This is a genomic window from Shinella sp. G-2, assembly GCF_050172695.1.
Lineage (GTDB): Bacteria > Pseudomonadota > Alphaproteobacteria > Rhizobiales > Rhizobiaceae > Shinella.
The window spans coordinates 18703-34065 of sequence record NZ_JBBEYH010000032.1; the positions used below are offsets into that span (position 1 = coordinate 18703).

A 15363-nucleotide genomic window follows, 5' to 3' on the forward strand; every position below is an offset into this window, starting at 1 on the left:
CTATTCCGCCGCTGCGAAGGAGGTCATCGTCGCGGAGGGAATGCGCACGGTGACATGGGTGCCGCGGCCTTCCTGGCTGTCGATGGAGACGGTGCCGTGGTGCAGGCTGACGAAGCTTTCCACGATGGAAAGGCCGAGGCCCGCGCCGCCGTGGCGGCCGTGGCTCTCGAAGCGGTCGAACACCGTCTTCAGCACATCCTGCGGAATGCCCGGCCCCCGGTCGGAAACCGTGAAGACGAGGTCGCGGCCCTCGCGCCAGCATCTCAGACCGATGGAGCTGCCTTCCGGCGCGAAATTCGCGGCATTGCTCAAGAGCTTGATGAGAATCTGCTTGAGCCGCTGCTGGTCGGCGACGATGGTGCCGAGATTGTCCGGTGCGGTGATTTCCAGCGTCACCTGCGCGTCGTGCAGCCGGTCGGCGAACTGCATGGAGACGTCGTCGAGCAGGTCCGTCAGATTGATCTCGGTATAGTCGAGTTCCATGATGCCGGCATCGACGGTCGCAAGGTCGAGAATGTCGTTGACGATGGTGAGCAGCACCGCCGAGGACGTTGCGATGTGATCGACATATTCGGACTGACGGTCGTTGAGCTCGCCCATGGTCGGCGTCTTCAAGAGGTCCGCAAAGCCGATGATGTTGGTCAGCGGCGAGCGCAGCTCGTAGGAGACGTGCTGGACGAAATCGTTCTTCAACGCATCCGCCTTGCGCAACGCCTCGTTCTTCTCCGTGAGCGCACGGCTGACGCGCACGCTGTCGGTGACGTTGACGAAGGTCAGCATCGTCTGCGCGTTGGAAAGCGGAATGACCGCGAAATCGAGGATGAGGCCGGTGCGCAGCTCCAGGACGCCCTGGCACGAGGGCCGCTCGTCGTCGAAGCTGGTGATCATGTGCGCAAAGCGCTTCCAGCCGTCCGGCTTGTCGTAGGACGGGGTGCAGGCCTGCTCGATGGCGCGGATATGCGTGCCGGATGTCGCCTCGGCCTCGCTGATGCCCCACAGTGCCCGGAAAGCGGGGTTGGAGAGGCGGATGCGTCCGTCCGGACTGAACACCGCGACGCCTTCGGCGAGGTGGTCGATCGTCTCGTCCTGCACCTGCACCAGCGTGTTGTAGCGCGTTTCGAGATCGACCTTCTCGGTCAGGTTCTCGAAGACCCAGGTGGCGCCGCCCTGGGGGCGGGCGGTGGCGAAGACGCGCAACGTCTGGCCGTTCGGCAGGTGCCAGAGGTCGGTCTGCGTGTCGATGGCGCGGTAGACGGAAAGGGCGTTTTCCTTCCACTGCTTCCAGTTCAGCTGTTCGGGCAGCTTGCCGGCGGCGCGCAGCCGATCGAGCAGCTCGCCATTGCCGGGCTTGCCCTCGAGGAAGGCCATGTCGACCTCCCACATGTGCTGGAAGGCCTGGTTGTAGAATTGCAGGCGCTGGTCGCCGTCGAAGATGGCGACCGGGGTCGCCAGATGATCGAGCGTTTCGGCATGGCTCTTCAGCGTGCGCACCAGTTCCTCGCGCACCGCCTCGACATCGGAGACGTTGACGGCGATGCCGGCCGAGCCTGTTGCGCTTCTGGTGTCGACCACGTCGAAGAAGCTGCGGTTGCCGTGCACCACGGTAGAGATCTTGTCGCGGAAGGGCGTGTCGTAGCTGCTGGTGGCGCGGATCTTTTCGCGCGCGATGGTCGGCAGCAGCTCGCGGCCCTCGGTGACGGCGCCGGCGGCGTCCTTGGCCTCGACGGCCTCGGCATAGGCCTCGTTCACCCAGGCGAGCGAGCCGTCGGCAGTGCGCTGCCAGACGGGCAGGTCGATCTGGTCGAGCAGGCCCTGCAGCGTGGTGAGCGCGGCGACGAGCCGGTCGCGCTCGAGCTTCAGCTCGGCGGCTTCCGCGCGAAGGTTGTTGAGCGCCACGAAGCGCACGAAGGCCTGCCCCCCGGAAACGCGCCCCTGGGCTTCCAGCACTTCCTCGCGGCTGGTTTCCACGATGAGGTCGAAGCTCTGGGCCTGAGAGCGCAGCTTCTCGACGGCGCGCTCGATCTCGCCAGCGGAGGTCGGCTTCAGCCAGCGACCGAAGGCGAGGAAATCGCGGTCGGCCTGCGGCGCGCCGGTTTCCGGCGGCAGCTGGCCCAGAAATTCCGGCTTGCCGGAAAGGCCGTCCCACATGACGATGCGGCGGTTCTTGTCGCCGATTAGCGCCTGCAGGCGGGAGACGTTGTGGCGGGCGTCGGAAAGATGCGCGCGCAATTCGCGGTGCTCGGCCTCCATGCGGCCGCGCTGGCGGATCATCCAGAGAGCGGAGATCATCGCCGCCGACATCACGCCGAGCAGCATGGAACCGGTCACGACTTCGGTGGTGGCGAGATAGGCATTGGCAGCATGGGCCGGGCCGGCGAGGGCGAGCGACGTCAGTGCCGAGCCGGCCGCCAGAAGGCGCCTGCCGCGGCTCGTCAACCAACCGTTAACCATATTTTTATTTTGCGCAAACGTATGCGCCGTATCCCGCTCCGGCAGGGTGAAAACCTGCCCGGAACGGCCTCGTTCTTTGTCCGACATCATCCCCGGTATGTCTCCGTCCGTTTGCCGCCTGATCGACAAGACATCCCGATCCGGCGCGCAAGGGTCCGCATCTCCGCGCCGAATCAATGCCTTAAACGATACTTGTTTCCCGAATCGTCGGGAAGGGACGGGCCCAAAAAAGAGGCGGCGCGCCTTGTCAAGCGCGCCGCCTCTAGATGTTGTGGATAATCCGGGTAAGGATCAGTACCTGTAGTGCTCGGCCTTGAACGGACCCTGCGTCGTGACGCCGATATAGCCGGCCTGTTCTTCGGAAAGTTCCGTAAGACGGGCGCCGAGCTTGGCGAGGTGCAGGCGGGCAACCTTCTCGTCGAGCTGCTTGGGCAGGACGTAGACTTCGTTCTTGTACTCGTCGCCCTTGGTGTAGAGCTCGATCTGGGCCAGGACCTGGTTCGAGAACGAAGCGGACATGACGAAGGACGGATGGCCGGTGGCGTTGCCGAGGTTGAGCAGGCGGCCTTCCGACAGAAGGATCATGCGGTTGCCCTTCGGGAACTCGATCATGTCGACCTGGGGCTTGATGTTCGTCCACTTGAGATTGCGCAGCGAAGCGACCTGAATCTCGTTGTCGAAGTGGCCGATATTGCCGACGATCGCCATGTCCTTCATCTCGCGCATGTGCTCGAGGCGGATGACGTCCTTGTTGCCGGTCGTGGTGATGAAGATGTCGGCGCTGGAGACGACGTCTTCGAGCTGCACGACTTCAAAACCGTCCATGGCGGCCTGCAGGGCGCAGATCGGGTCGATTTCCGTGACCTTGACGCGGGCGCCGGCGCCACGCAGCGAGGCAGCGGAGCCCTTGCCGACGTCGCCATAACCGCAGACGACGGCGACCTTGCCGGCCATCATCACGTCGGTGCCGCGGCGGATGCCGTCGACCAGCGATTCCTTGCAGCCGTACTTGTTGTCGAACTTCGACTTGGTGACCGAGTCGTTGACGTTGATCGCCGGGAAGGGAAGGAGGCCCTTCTGCTGCAGCTGGTAGAGGCGGTTGACGCCGGTGGTCGTTTCTTCGGTCACGCCCTGGATGGCGTCGCGCTGCTTGGTGAACCAGCCCGGGGAGGCGGCGAGGCGCTTCTTGATCTGGGCGAAGAGGATTTCCTCTTCTTCCGAACCCGGGTTCACCAGGATGTTCTCGCCGGCTTCGGCGCGCGCGCCGAGCAGGATGTACATCGTGGCGTCGCCGCCGTCGTCGAGGATCATGTTGGAGAGGCCGCCATCGGCCCACTGGAAGATCTTGTCGGTGTATTCCCAGTATTCGGTGAGGGTTTCACCCTTCACGGCATAGACCGGGATGCCGGCGGCGGCGATCGCGGCGGCGGCATGGTCCTGCGTGGAGAAGATGTTGCACGAGGCCCAGCGGACGTCGGCGCCGAGCGCGACCAGCGTCTCGATGAGAACGGCGGTCTGGATGGTCATATGCAGCGAGCCGGTGATGCGCGCGCCCTTGAGGGGCTTGGAAGCGCCGAACTCTTCGCGGCAGGCCATCAGACCCGGCATTTCCGTTTCGGCGATCTGAATTTCCTTGCGGCCGAAATCGGCAAGCGCGATGTCGGCGACGTGGTAGTCCTTCGTATTGGTCATGAGATCTCCAGCCTTGTGGCTCTGTTTGATGGCGCTTCCTATCAGGAAACGCCGGCTGGAGCAACCGGATATAAAGAAGTCTTTATATCCTTATATTAACGGAAGGCTTACATCTCCTCGCCGAAGCGGTCGGCGATCAGCGCGTCGAGCGCGTCGAGCACCTGCTGCGCCTGGACGCCCGTCGCCGTGACGAGCACGCTGCAGCCCGGGCTGGCGGCCAGCATCATCAGGCCCATGATCGAGGTGCCGCCCACCGTCATGCCGTCCTTGGACACGGTCACTTCCGCGTCGTAGCCGTCGACCGTCTGCACGAACTTCGCCGAGGCACGGGCATGCAGGCCCCGCTTGTTGATGATGAGAAGCTCTTTCGAGACGGTCATGGGCGGCAGGGAACCTTACTTGCCGCTGAGGACGCGGCTTGCCACGTTGATATATTTGCGGCCCGCCTCGGAGGCGTCGATCAGCGCCTTTTCCATGTTGTTCTCGCCGCGGACGCCCGCGAGCTTGATCAGCATGGGCAGGTTGACGCCGGCGATCACCTCGATGCCGTTGCCGGTCATGACGGAGATGGCGAGGTTCGACGGCGTGCCGCCGAACATGTCGGTGAGGATGATGACGCCATGGCCCTGATCGGCTTTCATCACCGCTTCCAGGATATCCTGGCGCCGCTGGTCCATGTCGTCCTCGGGACCGATGCAGACGGTCTCGATGGCCTTTTGTGGACCGACGACATGTTCGAGGGCGTGCCGGAATTCCTCCGCCAGCTTGCCATGGGTGACAAGCACCAGTCCGATCATCAGCAGTCGCTCCAGTTTCCCAACTCAAAACGGACGGCCGAATATCGCAATGCAACAATTCCGTCCACCGTTGGGGTGGCCATCATGTCAATGAAAAGCCCAAGTGCAAGCCAAAAATAGCCGATTTCGCTTTTTGCGGGCCCCATTTCGCTCACGCAGCGAGGATTTCCGGGTGGATTGCGACCAAAGTGGAGAAGGCGGTGCAGCCGGCAAAGAGCGGCAGCCGGGTCAGCGGCAGCGGGCGGCCGGGCAGGATTTCGACGGTTTCGCCCTCCGGTGCAAGCCGCTCGGCAAAGGGCGGCTCGACGAGGCGGATCGCCCGTTGCAGCACCGCCGCCTCGATGGTCTCGACGCTGACGATGCCGGCGCCACGCACCTCCGCCAGCCCGGCGATGCTGGCCGGTGCGCGGGCGACGAGGCGGCCGCCCGCATTGCTGACGAGGACCTGGTCGTCGCTGACGAGAGCGGCGAACAGTCCGCGGCTGCGGGCTTCCTCGATGCAGTGGAGGGCGATGGCGCTCTTGCCGGCGCCGGAGGGGCCGAGGAACAGGAGCCCCGTCGTGCCGATCACGATTGCCGTCCCGTGCACGTTGGGGGCGGCGGTCATTTTTGCGGACCCGCGGGCAGGGCGAGGGTGAAGCGGGCGCCGGCGAGGGTGCCGGTCGTCTTGTCGACGATGTTGTCCGCCTTCAGCGTGCCGCCATGGGCTTCGGCGATCTGGCGGGAGATCGACAGGCCGAGGCCGGAATTCTGGCCGAAGTCTTCGCTGGCCGGACGGTCGGTGTAGAATCGCTCGAAGATGCGGTCGATGTCTTCGGCCTGGATGCCGGGGCCGTTGTCTTCGACCTGGATGATGCAGCGGTCGTTGCGGCCGCGCGACAGACGCACGACGATGCGCCCGCCGGGATCCGGCACGAAGGAGCGGGCATTCTCGATGAGGTTGGTGACGATCTGGCCGATGCGCAGCTCGTAGCCGGAAATCTCGAATTTCGTCTTCGGATTGTCCTTCCGGTCGACGACGAAGTCGAGGATGACGGGCTTCTTGCGCGTGTTGACCTGACGGGAAATGTCGATGAGGTCGCCGAGGAGCTTTTCGAGGTCGACGGTGCGTGCGTCGCTGCGGGCGAGTTCCGCATCGAGGCGCGAGGCGTCGGAGATGTCGCTGATCAGGCGATCGAGGCGGCGGACGTCGTGCTGGATGATGTCCAGCAGCCGCTTCTTGGAATCGTCCGTGCGGGCGAGCGGAAGCGTCTCCACGGCGCTGCGCAGCGAGGTCAGCGGGTTCTTCAGTTCATGGCTGACATCGGCGGCGAAACTCTCGATCGCGTCGATGCGGTCGTAGAGCGCCGTCGTCATCTGGCGCAGCGCGATGGAAAGATTGCCGATCTCGTCCTGGCGGACGGAGAAGTCGGGAATTTCCTCGCGTTCCTTGGCCCCGCGCCGCACGCGGATCGCCGCTGCCGAAAGCCGGCGCAGCGGATTGGCGATGGTCGAGGACAGAAGCAGCGACAGCGCGATGTTGACGAGGCCGGCGACGCCGGCGACGCGCATGATGGCAAGGCGTTCGGCATGCACGATCTTGTCGATGTCGCCCGCCTGCGTCGACAAGAGCAGCACGCCGAGCACAGCGCGGAAGCGCTGTACGGGCACGGCGACCGAAACGATCAGCTCCCCCTTGTCGTTGACGCGCACGACGGCGCCGCGCACGCCCGTCAGCGCATTCATCACTTCCGGATAGATCGAGCCGTCGCCGCCGGGCGCTTCCTTGTATTGCGGCAGGTTGCTCGGCTGCAGGATGCGGTTGAACCAGACATTCATACGCTCGATCAGGCTGGTGCTTTCCGGCTCCACCGGCGGCAGGTCGAAGCGCAGCACCTGGCCCTGCGTATAGAGGTGGCGCGAATCGAGCAGCAGGTTGGCGTCGGTGTCGTAGATGCGGGCGCGGGTGCGCGTCGGCGAGATCAGCCGCCTGAGGACGGGCGCGACGCGTTCCGGATTGATCGGGAATTCCAGGTCCTCGTCGCCCGGCAGCGGCGTGATGCTCTGGCCGGCCTGAAGCTCCAGCAGTTTTTCGGGATCGATGGTGATGGAGTTGGTGTCCACCGAGGCCGAGGCGGAAATCGCCCCGGCGATGATCTCGCCCTGGGTCAGAAGGCTCTCGACGCGCGCGTCGATCAGGCCCTCACGGAACTGGTTGAGATAGAGGATGCCCGCGACGAGCACGACCAGCGCGACGAGATTGAAGAAGAGGATACGGCGCGTAAGGCTGGAAAAGACCGCGTTGCCGAAGATGCGGCGCGCCAGGGTGAAGGGATGGGTCCAGCGGCGTCCGGCGCGCGGCGCGGGCCGGCCCTCGGCGTCGTCTCCATCCTTTTCCGGCACGGTCTGCGACAAGCGGCAACATCCTTCATGCGGCGGCATCGCGCCGCCCACCGCGGCATGCCATCGCTGCCGCGGTCGATGCAAGCGAATTTACGCCTCAGGCGCTCTCGCGGAAGCGATAGCCGACGCCGTAGAGCGTTTCGATCATGTCGAAGTCGGTGTCGACCATCTTGAACTTCTTGCGCAGCCGCTTGATGTGGCTGTCGATGGTGCGGTCGTCGACATAGACCTGCTCGTCATAGGCCGCGTCCATCAGCGAATCGCGACTCTTGACCACGCCGGGGCGCTGGGCGAGCGAATGCAGGATGAGGAATTCCGTGACGGTCAGCGTCACCGGCTCGCCCTTCCAGGTGCAGGTGTGGCGCTCCTGGTCCATGACGAGCTGGCCGCGCTCCAGCGAGCGGGCGGCGACCTCTCCGGCCTTTGCCGCACCGCCGGCGGTGCCGGCGGAGGCCGCGGCTTCGCGGCTCGAGGCCCGACGCAGGATCGCCTTGACGCGCTCCACCAGCAGGCGCTGCGAGAACGGCTTGGTGATGAAGTCGTCGGCGCCCATCTTCAGGCCGAACAGCTCGTCGATTTCCTCGTCCTTGGAGGTGAGGAAGATGACCGGGATGTCCGACTTCTGGCGCAGGCGGCGCAACAGCTCCATGCCGTCCATGCGCGGCATCTTGATGTCGAAGATGGCAAGATGCGGCGGGCGGGCCAGAAGGCCGTCGAGAGCGGACGCGCCGTCCGTATAGGTCTCGACCTTGTAGCCTTCCGCCTCCAGGGCGATCGACACGGATGTCAAGATATTCCGGTCGTCGTCTACGAGTGCGATCGTCTGCATCCTGCTGGTCTCCATATTCATAGGCGCCTTTCCCGACCTCGGATCGTCTTCCTGTCCTGGATGAATGAAGCGCCTCTCTGGGGGTAAAGGTGGAACAAATTGTGGCGAAGATAACGGGAGACGTTTCAGCGGCACTTTTCGAGTCGTTTTTAAATCGATTATTCAACCGATTAAAAAAGTAAGATAATTATTTAAATCGATTAATTAATTGATATCATTGCCTAATTTCCATTTCCCTCTTGTTTTTGTGACAGTCGCAGATTAGTTTCCGCAAAACTTCACCTGGCTCTTCGTCCACGGAGGAAATCTGGACCATGCAGGAACTCGGCGTTCGCAACCCCGCTCTGGGGCTCACCGCGATGGGCATCCACACCAACGGCACGGTCCGGTACAACTTTGCAGCAGAAGCGCTCTATGAAGAGGCGCTCGGCCGCGGCGAAGCCGTCAAGACCGCTCATGGCGCCCTTCGCGCGCTCACCGGCCAGCACACCGGCCGCTCGCCGAAGGACAAGTTCGTCGTGCACGACGAAAACACCGAGAACGCCATCTGGTGGGACAACAACAAGGCCGTCTCGCGGGAGCACTTCGATGCGCTCTACGCCGACATGCTGGCCCATGCCGGCGGCCGCGACCTCTTCGTGCAGGACCTCATCGGCGGTGCCGACACCGAATATGCGCTGCCGACCCGCGTCGTCACCGAGCTTGCTTGGCATTCGCTGTTCATCCGCAACCTGCTCATCCGCCCGGAAGAGAAGGATCTGGCCGGCTTCGCCCCGAAGCTGACGATCATCGACCTGCCGACCTTCAAGGCCGATCCGGCCCGTCACGGCGCGCGCACCGAGACCATGATCGCCTGCGACCTGACGCGCGGCATCGTTCTCATCGCCGGCACCTACTATGCCGGTGAAATGAAGAAGTCGGTCTTCACCGTGCTCAACTGGCTGCTGCCGTCGAAAAAGGTCATGCCGATGCACTGCTCGGCCAATGTCGGTCCGGCCGGCGATGCCGCCGTGTTCTTCGGCCTGTCGGGCACCGGCAAGACCACGCTGTCCGCCGACCCGACCCGCACGCTCATCGGCGACGACGAGCATGGCTGGGGCGAAAACGGCATCTTCAACTTCGAGGGTGGCTGCTACGCCAAGACGATCCGTCTTTCGGCCGAAGCCGAGCCGGAAATCTATGCCACGACCCAGCGTTTCGGCACCGTGCTTGAAAACGTCGTGCTCGACGCCCAGGGCGTTCCGGACTTCAACGACGGTTCGCTGACGGAAAACACCCGTTGCGCCTATCCGCTGCACTTCATTCCGAATGCCAGCGAGACCGGCCGTGCACCGCATCCGAAGACGATCATCATGCTGACGGCCGATGCCTTCGGCGTGATGCCGCCGATCGCCAAGCTGACGCCCGACCAGGCCATGTACCACTTCCTCTCCGGCTACACCGCCAAGGTCGCCGGCACGGAACGCGGCGTGACCGAGCCGGAAGCCACCTTCTCGACCTGCTTCGGCGCCCCCTTCATGCCGCGTCATCCGACCGTCTACGGCAACCTCCTGAAGGAACTCATCGCCGAGCACGGCGTCGATTGCTGGCTGGTCAACACCGGCTGGACGGGCGGCGCCTATGGCGAAGGCCGCCGCATGCCGATCAAGGCGACCCGCACCCTGCTTGCCGCCGCGCTCGACGGCTCGCTGAAGGACGCCCTCTTCCGCCGCGACGACAATTTCGGCTTCCAGGTTCCGGTTTCGGTTCCCGGCGTCGACACCAAGATCCTCGACCCGCGCTCGACCTGGGCCAATGGCGCCGCTTACGACAAGCAGGCCCAGAAGCTCGTCGACATGTTCATCGCGAACTTCGAGAAGTTCGAGGACCAGGTGGACGGCAGCGTTCGCGACGCCGCCCCCGGCCTGAAGGTCGCTGCCGAGTAAGATTTCGGTAATGATTCACGTGAAACCCGGCCCCTCGAAGGCCGGGTTTTTCGTTTCCGGCGCCGGCTTCCCGTTTGCCTGTCTCGCCGCTAAAACGGGCGGGAAAGGAACAGCCATGGCCAGTGACCCGCTTCATATCAACGCCACGATCACCCTTGCCGGCTGGGAACTGACGGAGCAGTTCGTGCTGGCCGGCGGTCCGGGCGGGCAGAACGTCAACAAGGTGTCGACGGCCGTCCAGCTCTTCTTCGACCTGCGCAATTCGCCCTCGCTCAGCGAGCGCATCAAGGCGAATGCGGAAAAGCTCGCCGGCCGCAAGGTCTCCAAGGAAGGCGTGCTGCTGATCGAGGCCAACCGCTTCCGCAGCCAGGAGCGCAACCGCGAGGACGCGCGCGAGCGGCTGAAGGAGCTGATTCTCAAGGCTGCCGAGCCGCCACCGCCGCCACGGCGGAAAACCAAGCCGACGAAGGGGTCGATCGAACGCCGGCTCAAGGCGAAGTCCGGACGCTCCGACGTGAAGCGCATGCGGGCCAAGCCGAACGGCGAATGATCGCCGCAACTTGGCCGTTTATGGATGGGAAGAAAACGAAACCTTTCCTTTACAGGAAGGCTCTGCTTTAGTTCGCAAAACAAGACCAAGAACGGGAGATTGGACCATGGGTCTCTTCAGCTTTATCAAGAACGCCGGCAAGAAGCTCGGCATCGGCGACGACGAGGAAGCGCCGGCGGCCGAAGCGGTCAAGAAGGAGCTCGATTCCTTCGATCTCGGCACGCAAAATGTCGCGGTGTCCGTCGAAGGCGACAAATGCGTGCTGAAGGGTGTCGTGGCTGACCAGACGGCCTTTGAAAAGGCGGTCATCGCCGTCGGCAACACGCTCGGCATCTCCAAGGTGGAAGCCGCCGATCTCAAGGTCGTGGCGCCGGATTCGGGCCTCAAGTTCACGCAGGCCGACATGGCGGATCTCATCAAGGCTTCTGCGCCCGCCACCGAGCCTGTGCTCTACACCGTCAAGAAGGGCGACAATCTCTGGAAGATCGCCGAATCCCACTACGGCAAGGGCAAGGGCGCCAAGCACACCCTAATCTTCGACGCCAACCGGCCGATGCTGTCCCACCCGGACAAGATCTATCCCGGCCAGGTCCTGCGCATCCCGGACCTCTCGGAAGCCTGATGGCGACCGCCGAGCGCGGCCTCGCCCCGGGGCTGCGCTACCTCCCCGATCATTTCGACCGCGCGGCGCAGGAAGCGCTTGCGGCTGCCATCCGTCAAGTGGTGACGGAGGCGCCGCTCTTCGTGCCGCGCATGCCGAAGACGGGAAAGCCCATGTCGGTCCGCATGACCAATTGCGGATCGCTCGGCTGGGTGACGGACAAGGAGCGCGGCTACCGCTATCAGCCGACGCATCCTGAAACCGGCCGTGCCTGGCCAGCCATTCCCGATGCGCTGCTGGCGCTGTGGGACGCGGTCTCCGGCTATGACAAGCCGCCCGAAGCGTGCCTCGTCAATTTCTACGATCCCGACGCGAAGATGGGGCTGCATCAGGACCGCGACGAAAATGAATTCGGCGCTCCTGTCGTCTCGGTATCCCTTGGCGATCAGTGCCTGTTCCGCGTCGGCGGTGTCTCGCGGAGCGATCCGACCCGGTCGTTTCGCCTGTCGAGCGGCGATGTCTTCGTCTTTGGCGGAGAAAGCCGGCTGATCTTCCACGGCGTCGACCGGATCTATCCGGATACCTCGACGCTTCTGAAGAAGACGGGGCGCATCAATCTGACGCTCCGGCGGGTCAACCCGTAAGCCGGCTTACAATTTGCGCAGCGCCACCGTTTCGATGAGGTGGTTCTTGCCCTTCTGCAGGATCAGGTCGGCGCGCGGGCGCGTCGGCAGGATGTTCTGGTGCAGGTTCTTCAGGTTGATGTTGTGCCAGAGCCCCTCGGCGATGGCGAGGGCCGCGGTTTCGCTGATCGTCGCATAGCGATGGAAGTAGGAATCCGGGTTCTTGAAGGCCGTTTCGCGCAGGCGCATGAAGCGCTCGACATACCAGTTGTGGATCAGTGCCTCTTCCGCGTCGATATAGATCGAGAAATCGAAGAAATCCGAGACCATCGGCACGATCTTGCCGTCCGCCGGCAGGTTGCGCGACTGCAGCACGTTGATGCCCTCGAAGATGAGGATGTCCGGCCGGTCGATGGTGCGGGAGGCATTCGGCAGCACGTCATAGGTCAGATGCGAATACATCGGCGCCTTGACGTCCTTCTTGCCGGCCTTGATGGCCGAGAGGAAGCGCAGGAGCGCGCCGATGTCGTAGCTCTCCGGAAAACCCTTGCGGTCCATCATGTTTTCACGCTGGAGCACGGCATTGGGATAGAGGAAGCCATCGGTCGTCACCAGATCGACCTTGGGGCTGGAGGGCCAGCGCGACAGGAGTTCCATCAGGATACGCGCGGTGGTCGACTTGCCGACCGCGACGGATCCGGCAATGCCGATGACGAAGGGCGTCTTGGCCTCGTCGGAAAGGCTGAGGAATTGCTTGCGCTGCTCGAAGAGCATCTGCGAGGATTCGACATGGGCCGAAAGCAGGCGCGAGAGCGAGAGATAGATGCGCCGGACCTCGTCGAGATCGATGGGGTCGTTGAGCGAGCGCAGGCGCTGGACCTCGTCGCCCGCCAGGGTCAGCGGCGTGTCGGCCCGGAAATGGGCCCATTCGTCGGCGGTGAAGAAGCGGTAGGGCGAATAATCGCGGTTACCGAAGTCGTCCGGAATATCCGCCTGGTCCTTGTCACGCGCTGCCTGAATCATCAACTCTTCCGGCTGGCCTTTTCCGCAAGGCCGGACTGGCCTGTGCGCCGTTCCAGCTCCCCCATGACATCTTGTAACGGGACGCCGCCGATTTTCAATACGACCATGAGATGATAGAGCAAATCGGCCGTTTCGCTCGTCAATTCGGCCTTTTTGCCCTCGATGGCCGCGATAACGGTCTCGACGGCCTCTTCTCCGAGCTTTTTTGCTGCTTTCTGCTGTCCGGCCGCAACCAGCTTGGCCGTCCAGCTTTCCGCGGCATCGGCCGCGGCGCGGGCCGCGACGATGGCTTCCAGATCGGCGAGGGTGAAGGTGCTCATGGGTATTCCTCAGTCGAGCCGCATGGCGATGCCATGATCGGCCATGTAGCGCTTGGCCTCGCCCACGGTATAGGTGCCGAAGTGGAAGATCGAGGCGGCCAGAACCGCCGTCGCATGGCCGTCGCGCACGCCTTCGACGAGATGGTCGAGAGTGCCGACGCCGCCGGAGGCGATGACGGGGACGCTGACGCGGTCCGCGATCGTGCGGGTCAGGGCGATGTCGTAGCCGCCCTTCTGGCCGTCGCGGTCCATGGAGGTGAGCAGCAGTTCGCCCGCGCCGCGCTCCACCATCTTCTCGGCAAAGGCGACGGCGTCGATGCCGGTCGCCTTGCGGCCGCCATGGGTGAAGATCTCCCAGCGGTCTTCCTCGCCTTCGGCGGAGACCTTCTTGGAATCGATGGAGACGACGATGCACTGGTTGCCGAACTTGTCGGCGGCCTCGGCAACGAAGTCCGGGTTGGAGACGGCGGCCGAATTGATCGACACCTTGTCCGCGCCGGCCAGCAGCAGCTTGCGGATATCGGCGACCGCGCGCACGCCGCCACCGACGGTGAGCGGCATGAAGCAATGGTCGGCCGTGCGCGCCACGACGTCGAAGATCGTGTCGCGATTGTCGGAGGAGGCGGTGATGTCGAGGAAGCAGAGTTCGTCGGCACCGGCCGCGTCGTAGGTCTTGGCCGATTCGACGGGGTCGCCGGCATCGACCAGATTGACGAAGCTGACGCCCTTGACGACGCGGCCGTCCTTGACGTCGAGGCAGGGAATGACGCGGGCCTTGAGGGTCATGCTGCACGTCCTTTCGCGTCGCGGATCGCGGCCAGCGCTTCCGCGGGGTCGATGCGTCCGTCATAGAGCGCCCTGCCGGAAATCGCACCTTCCAGCTTGCGGGCGTCAGGAGCGACGAGGCGGCGGATATCGTCCATCGAGGCGAGGCCGCCGGAGGCGATGACGGGGATGGAGACGGCGTCGGCCAGTTCCAGCGTCGAGGCCCAGTTGATGCCCGCCAGGATGCCGTCGCGGTCGATGTCGGTATAGATGATCGCGGCGACGCCCGCGCCCTCGAATTTCTTCGCAAGCTCGATCACCCCGAGTTCGGAGGCTTCCGCCCAGCCCTCGACGGCGACCTTGCCGCCCTTGGCGTCGATGCCGACGGCAACCTTTCCGGGGAATTTTCTGCAGGCCTCGATGACGAGGGCAGGGTCGCGCACGGCGACGGTGCCGAGAATGACGCGCGAGAGCCCGCGCGACAGCCAGCTTTCGATATGATCCAGCGTGCGAATGCCGCCGCCCAGCTGCACCGGGTTCTTCGTCGCCTTGAGGATGGCGTCGACGGCGGCGCCATTGACGCTTTCCCCTGCGAAGGCGCCGTTGAGGTCGACGACGTGCAGCCATTCAAAACCCTGGTCCTCGAAGGCTTTCGCCTGCGCGGCCGGATCGGGATTGTAGACGGTGGCCTGGTCCATGTCGCCGAGCTTGAGGCGAACGCACTGGCCGTCTTTCAGGTCGATGGCGGGAAAGAGGATCATGTCAGGGCTTCCAGCGCAGGAAATTGGTGATGAGGGCAAGGCCGAGCGTCTGGCTCTTTTCCGGGTGGAACTGCGCGCCGGCCTTGTTGCCGTTGGCGACGAAGGCGGTCATCGGCCCGCCGTAATCGACGGCCGCGACCACGTCGTCGGGGTTTTCCGCGGCAAGGTGGTAGGAATGCACGAAATAGGCATGCAGCGTTTCCGGGATGCCGTCGAAGAGCGGGTGCGGGCGCTTGCGGTCGAGCGTGTTCCAGCCGATCTGCGGGATTTTCAGCGCCGGGTCACCGGGCGTCATCTTCACGACGTCGCCCTTGATCCAGCCGAGGCCGTCCGTGACCGTCTTTTCCAGCCCCTGCGAGGACATCAGCTGCATGCCGACGCAGATGCCGAGGAACGGGCGGGCCTTGGCTTCGACGGTATCGCGAAGGGACTCCACCATGCCGGGCACGGCGTCGAGGCCGCGGCGGCAATCGGCATAGGCGCCGACACCGGGCAGCACGATGCGGTCGGCGGAAGCGACCCGCTCGGCCTTATCGGTGAGGTCGATTTCGGCGGGGATGCCGGCTTCGCGGGCGGCCCGCTCGAAGGCCTTTGTGGCCGAGCGCAGATTGCCCGAGCCATAGTCGATGATCGCAACGCGCATT

At 64.1% G+C, this 15363-nt stretch carries 16 protein-coding genes; 4 read left to right on the top strand and 12 right to left on the bottom strand.

The genetic code is table 11. The features are described from left to right. From V8U06_RS26700 to V8U06_RS26730, 7 genes are all read right to left on the bottom strand, one after another. Complete coding sequence (locus tag V8U06_RS26700) at positions 1-2451, bottom strand: ATP-binding protein (protein ID WP_427143258.1); 2451 nt, start codon at positions 2449-2451, stop codon at positions 1-3. 291 nt (positions 2452-2742) lie between these two features. After that, positions 2743-4143, bottom strand: coding sequence for an adenosylhomocysteinase (gene ahcY, locus V8U06_RS26705; RefSeq protein ID WP_427143259.1), 1401 nt, complete (start codon positions 4141-4143; stop codon positions 2743-2745). Between the two features lie 107 nt (positions 4144-4250). Continuing rightward, positions 4251-4523 (bottom strand): HPr family phosphocarrier protein, encoded by a 273-nt coding sequence (locus V8U06_RS26710; RefSeq protein ID WP_427143260.1) that lies wholly within the window; start codon positions 4521-4523, stop codon positions 4251-4253. A 15-nt stretch (positions 4524-4538) separates the two neighbouring features. After that, positions 4539-4940: a PTS sugar transporter subunit IIA gene (locus V8U06_RS26715; RefSeq protein WP_226921428.1), complete on the bottom strand. Its 402-nt coding sequence runs from the start codon at positions 4938-4940 to the stop codon at positions 4539-4541. Positions 4941-5091: 151 nt separating this feature from the next. After that, positions 5092-5547 (bottom strand): HPr kinase/phosphorylase, encoded by a 456-nt coding sequence (locus V8U06_RS26720; protein ID WP_427143261.1) that lies wholly within the window; start codon positions 5545-5547, stop codon positions 5092-5094. Further along, the gene (locus V8U06_RS26725; protein WP_427143262.1) at positions 5544-7361 is read right to left on the bottom strand and encodes a stimulus-sensing domain-containing protein; all 1818 of its coding nucleotides are present in this window, start codon (positions 7359-7361) and stop codon (positions 5544-5546) included. The genes V8U06_RS26720 and V8U06_RS26725 overlap by 4 nt, the downstream gene beginning before the upstream one ends. A 58-nt stretch (positions 7362-7419) precedes the next feature. Beyond that, entirely contained in the window at positions 7420-8151 is a 732-nt protein-coding gene (locus tag V8U06_RS26730; RefSeq protein ID WP_226921423.1) for a response regulator transcription factor, read from the bottom strand. Between the two features lie 314 nt (positions 8152-8465). On the opposite strand from V8U06_RS26730, the gene V8U06_RS26735 reads away from it, so the two are divergent. From V8U06_RS26735 to V8U06_RS26750, 4 genes are all read left to right on the top strand, one after another. After that, the gene (locus V8U06_RS26735; protein WP_427143263.1) at positions 8466-10076 is read left to right on the top strand and encodes a phosphoenolpyruvate carboxykinase; all 1611 of its coding nucleotides are present in this window, start codon (positions 8466-8468) and stop codon (positions 10074-10076) included. A 115-nt stretch (positions 10077-10191) separates the two neighbouring features. Beyond that, positions 10192-10626, top strand: a complete 435-nt coding sequence (arfB, locus tag V8U06_RS26740; RefSeq protein ID WP_226921419.1) for an alternative ribosome rescue aminoacyl-tRNA hydrolase ArfB — start codon at positions 10192-10194, stop codon at positions 10624-10626. 106 nt (positions 10627-10732) lie between these two features. Continuing rightward, positions 10733-11248, top strand: coding sequence for a peptidoglycan-binding protein LysM (gene lysM, locus V8U06_RS26745; protein WP_226921417.1), 516 nt, complete (start codon positions 10733-10735; stop codon positions 11246-11248). Continuing rightward, positions 11248-11871: an alpha-ketoglutarate-dependent dioxygenase AlkB gene (locus V8U06_RS26750; protein WP_427143264.1), complete on the top strand. Its 624-nt coding sequence runs from the start codon at positions 11248-11250 to the stop codon at positions 11869-11871. The genes lysM and V8U06_RS26750 overlap by 1 nt, the downstream gene beginning before the upstream one ends. A 6-nt stretch (positions 11872-11877) precedes the next feature. On the opposite strand, the gene coaA is transcribed toward V8U06_RS26750, so the two are convergent. The 5 genes from coaA to hisH are packed head-to-tail and all read right to left on the bottom strand — an operon-like array spanning position 11878 to position 15362. After that, on the bottom strand, positions 11878-12873 hold the full coding sequence (gene coaA / locus V8U06_RS26755; protein WP_427143265.1) for a type I pantothenate kinase: 996 nt from the start codon (positions 12871-12873) through the stop codon (positions 11878-11880). After that, positions 12873-13193, bottom strand: a complete 321-nt coding sequence (locus V8U06_RS26760) for a phosphoribosyl-ATP diphosphatase (RefSeq protein ID WP_427143266.1) — start codon at positions 13191-13193, stop codon at positions 12873-12875. Before V8U06_RS26760 ends, coaA begins: the two co-directional genes overlap by 1 nt. Before the next feature lie 9 nt (positions 13194-13202). Next, entirely contained in the window at positions 13203-13979 is a 777-nt protein-coding gene (hisF, locus tag V8U06_RS26765) for an imidazole glycerol phosphate synthase subunit HisF (protein ID WP_427143267.1), read from the bottom strand. Then, complete coding sequence (gene hisA / locus V8U06_RS26770) at positions 13976-14719, bottom strand: 1-(5-phosphoribosyl)-5-[(5-phosphoribosylamino)methylideneamino]imidazole-4-carboxamide isomerase (protein WP_427143268.1); 744 nt, start codon at positions 14717-14719, stop codon at positions 13976-13978. The genes hisF and hisA overlap by 4 nt, the downstream gene beginning before the upstream one ends. A 1-nt stretch (position 14720) precedes the next feature. After that, positions 14721-15362 (bottom strand): imidazole glycerol phosphate synthase subunit HisH, encoded by a 642-nt coding sequence (gene hisH / locus V8U06_RS26775; RefSeq protein ID WP_427143269.1) that lies wholly within the window; start codon positions 15360-15362, stop codon positions 14721-14723. Position 15363: the final 1 nt, after the last annotated feature.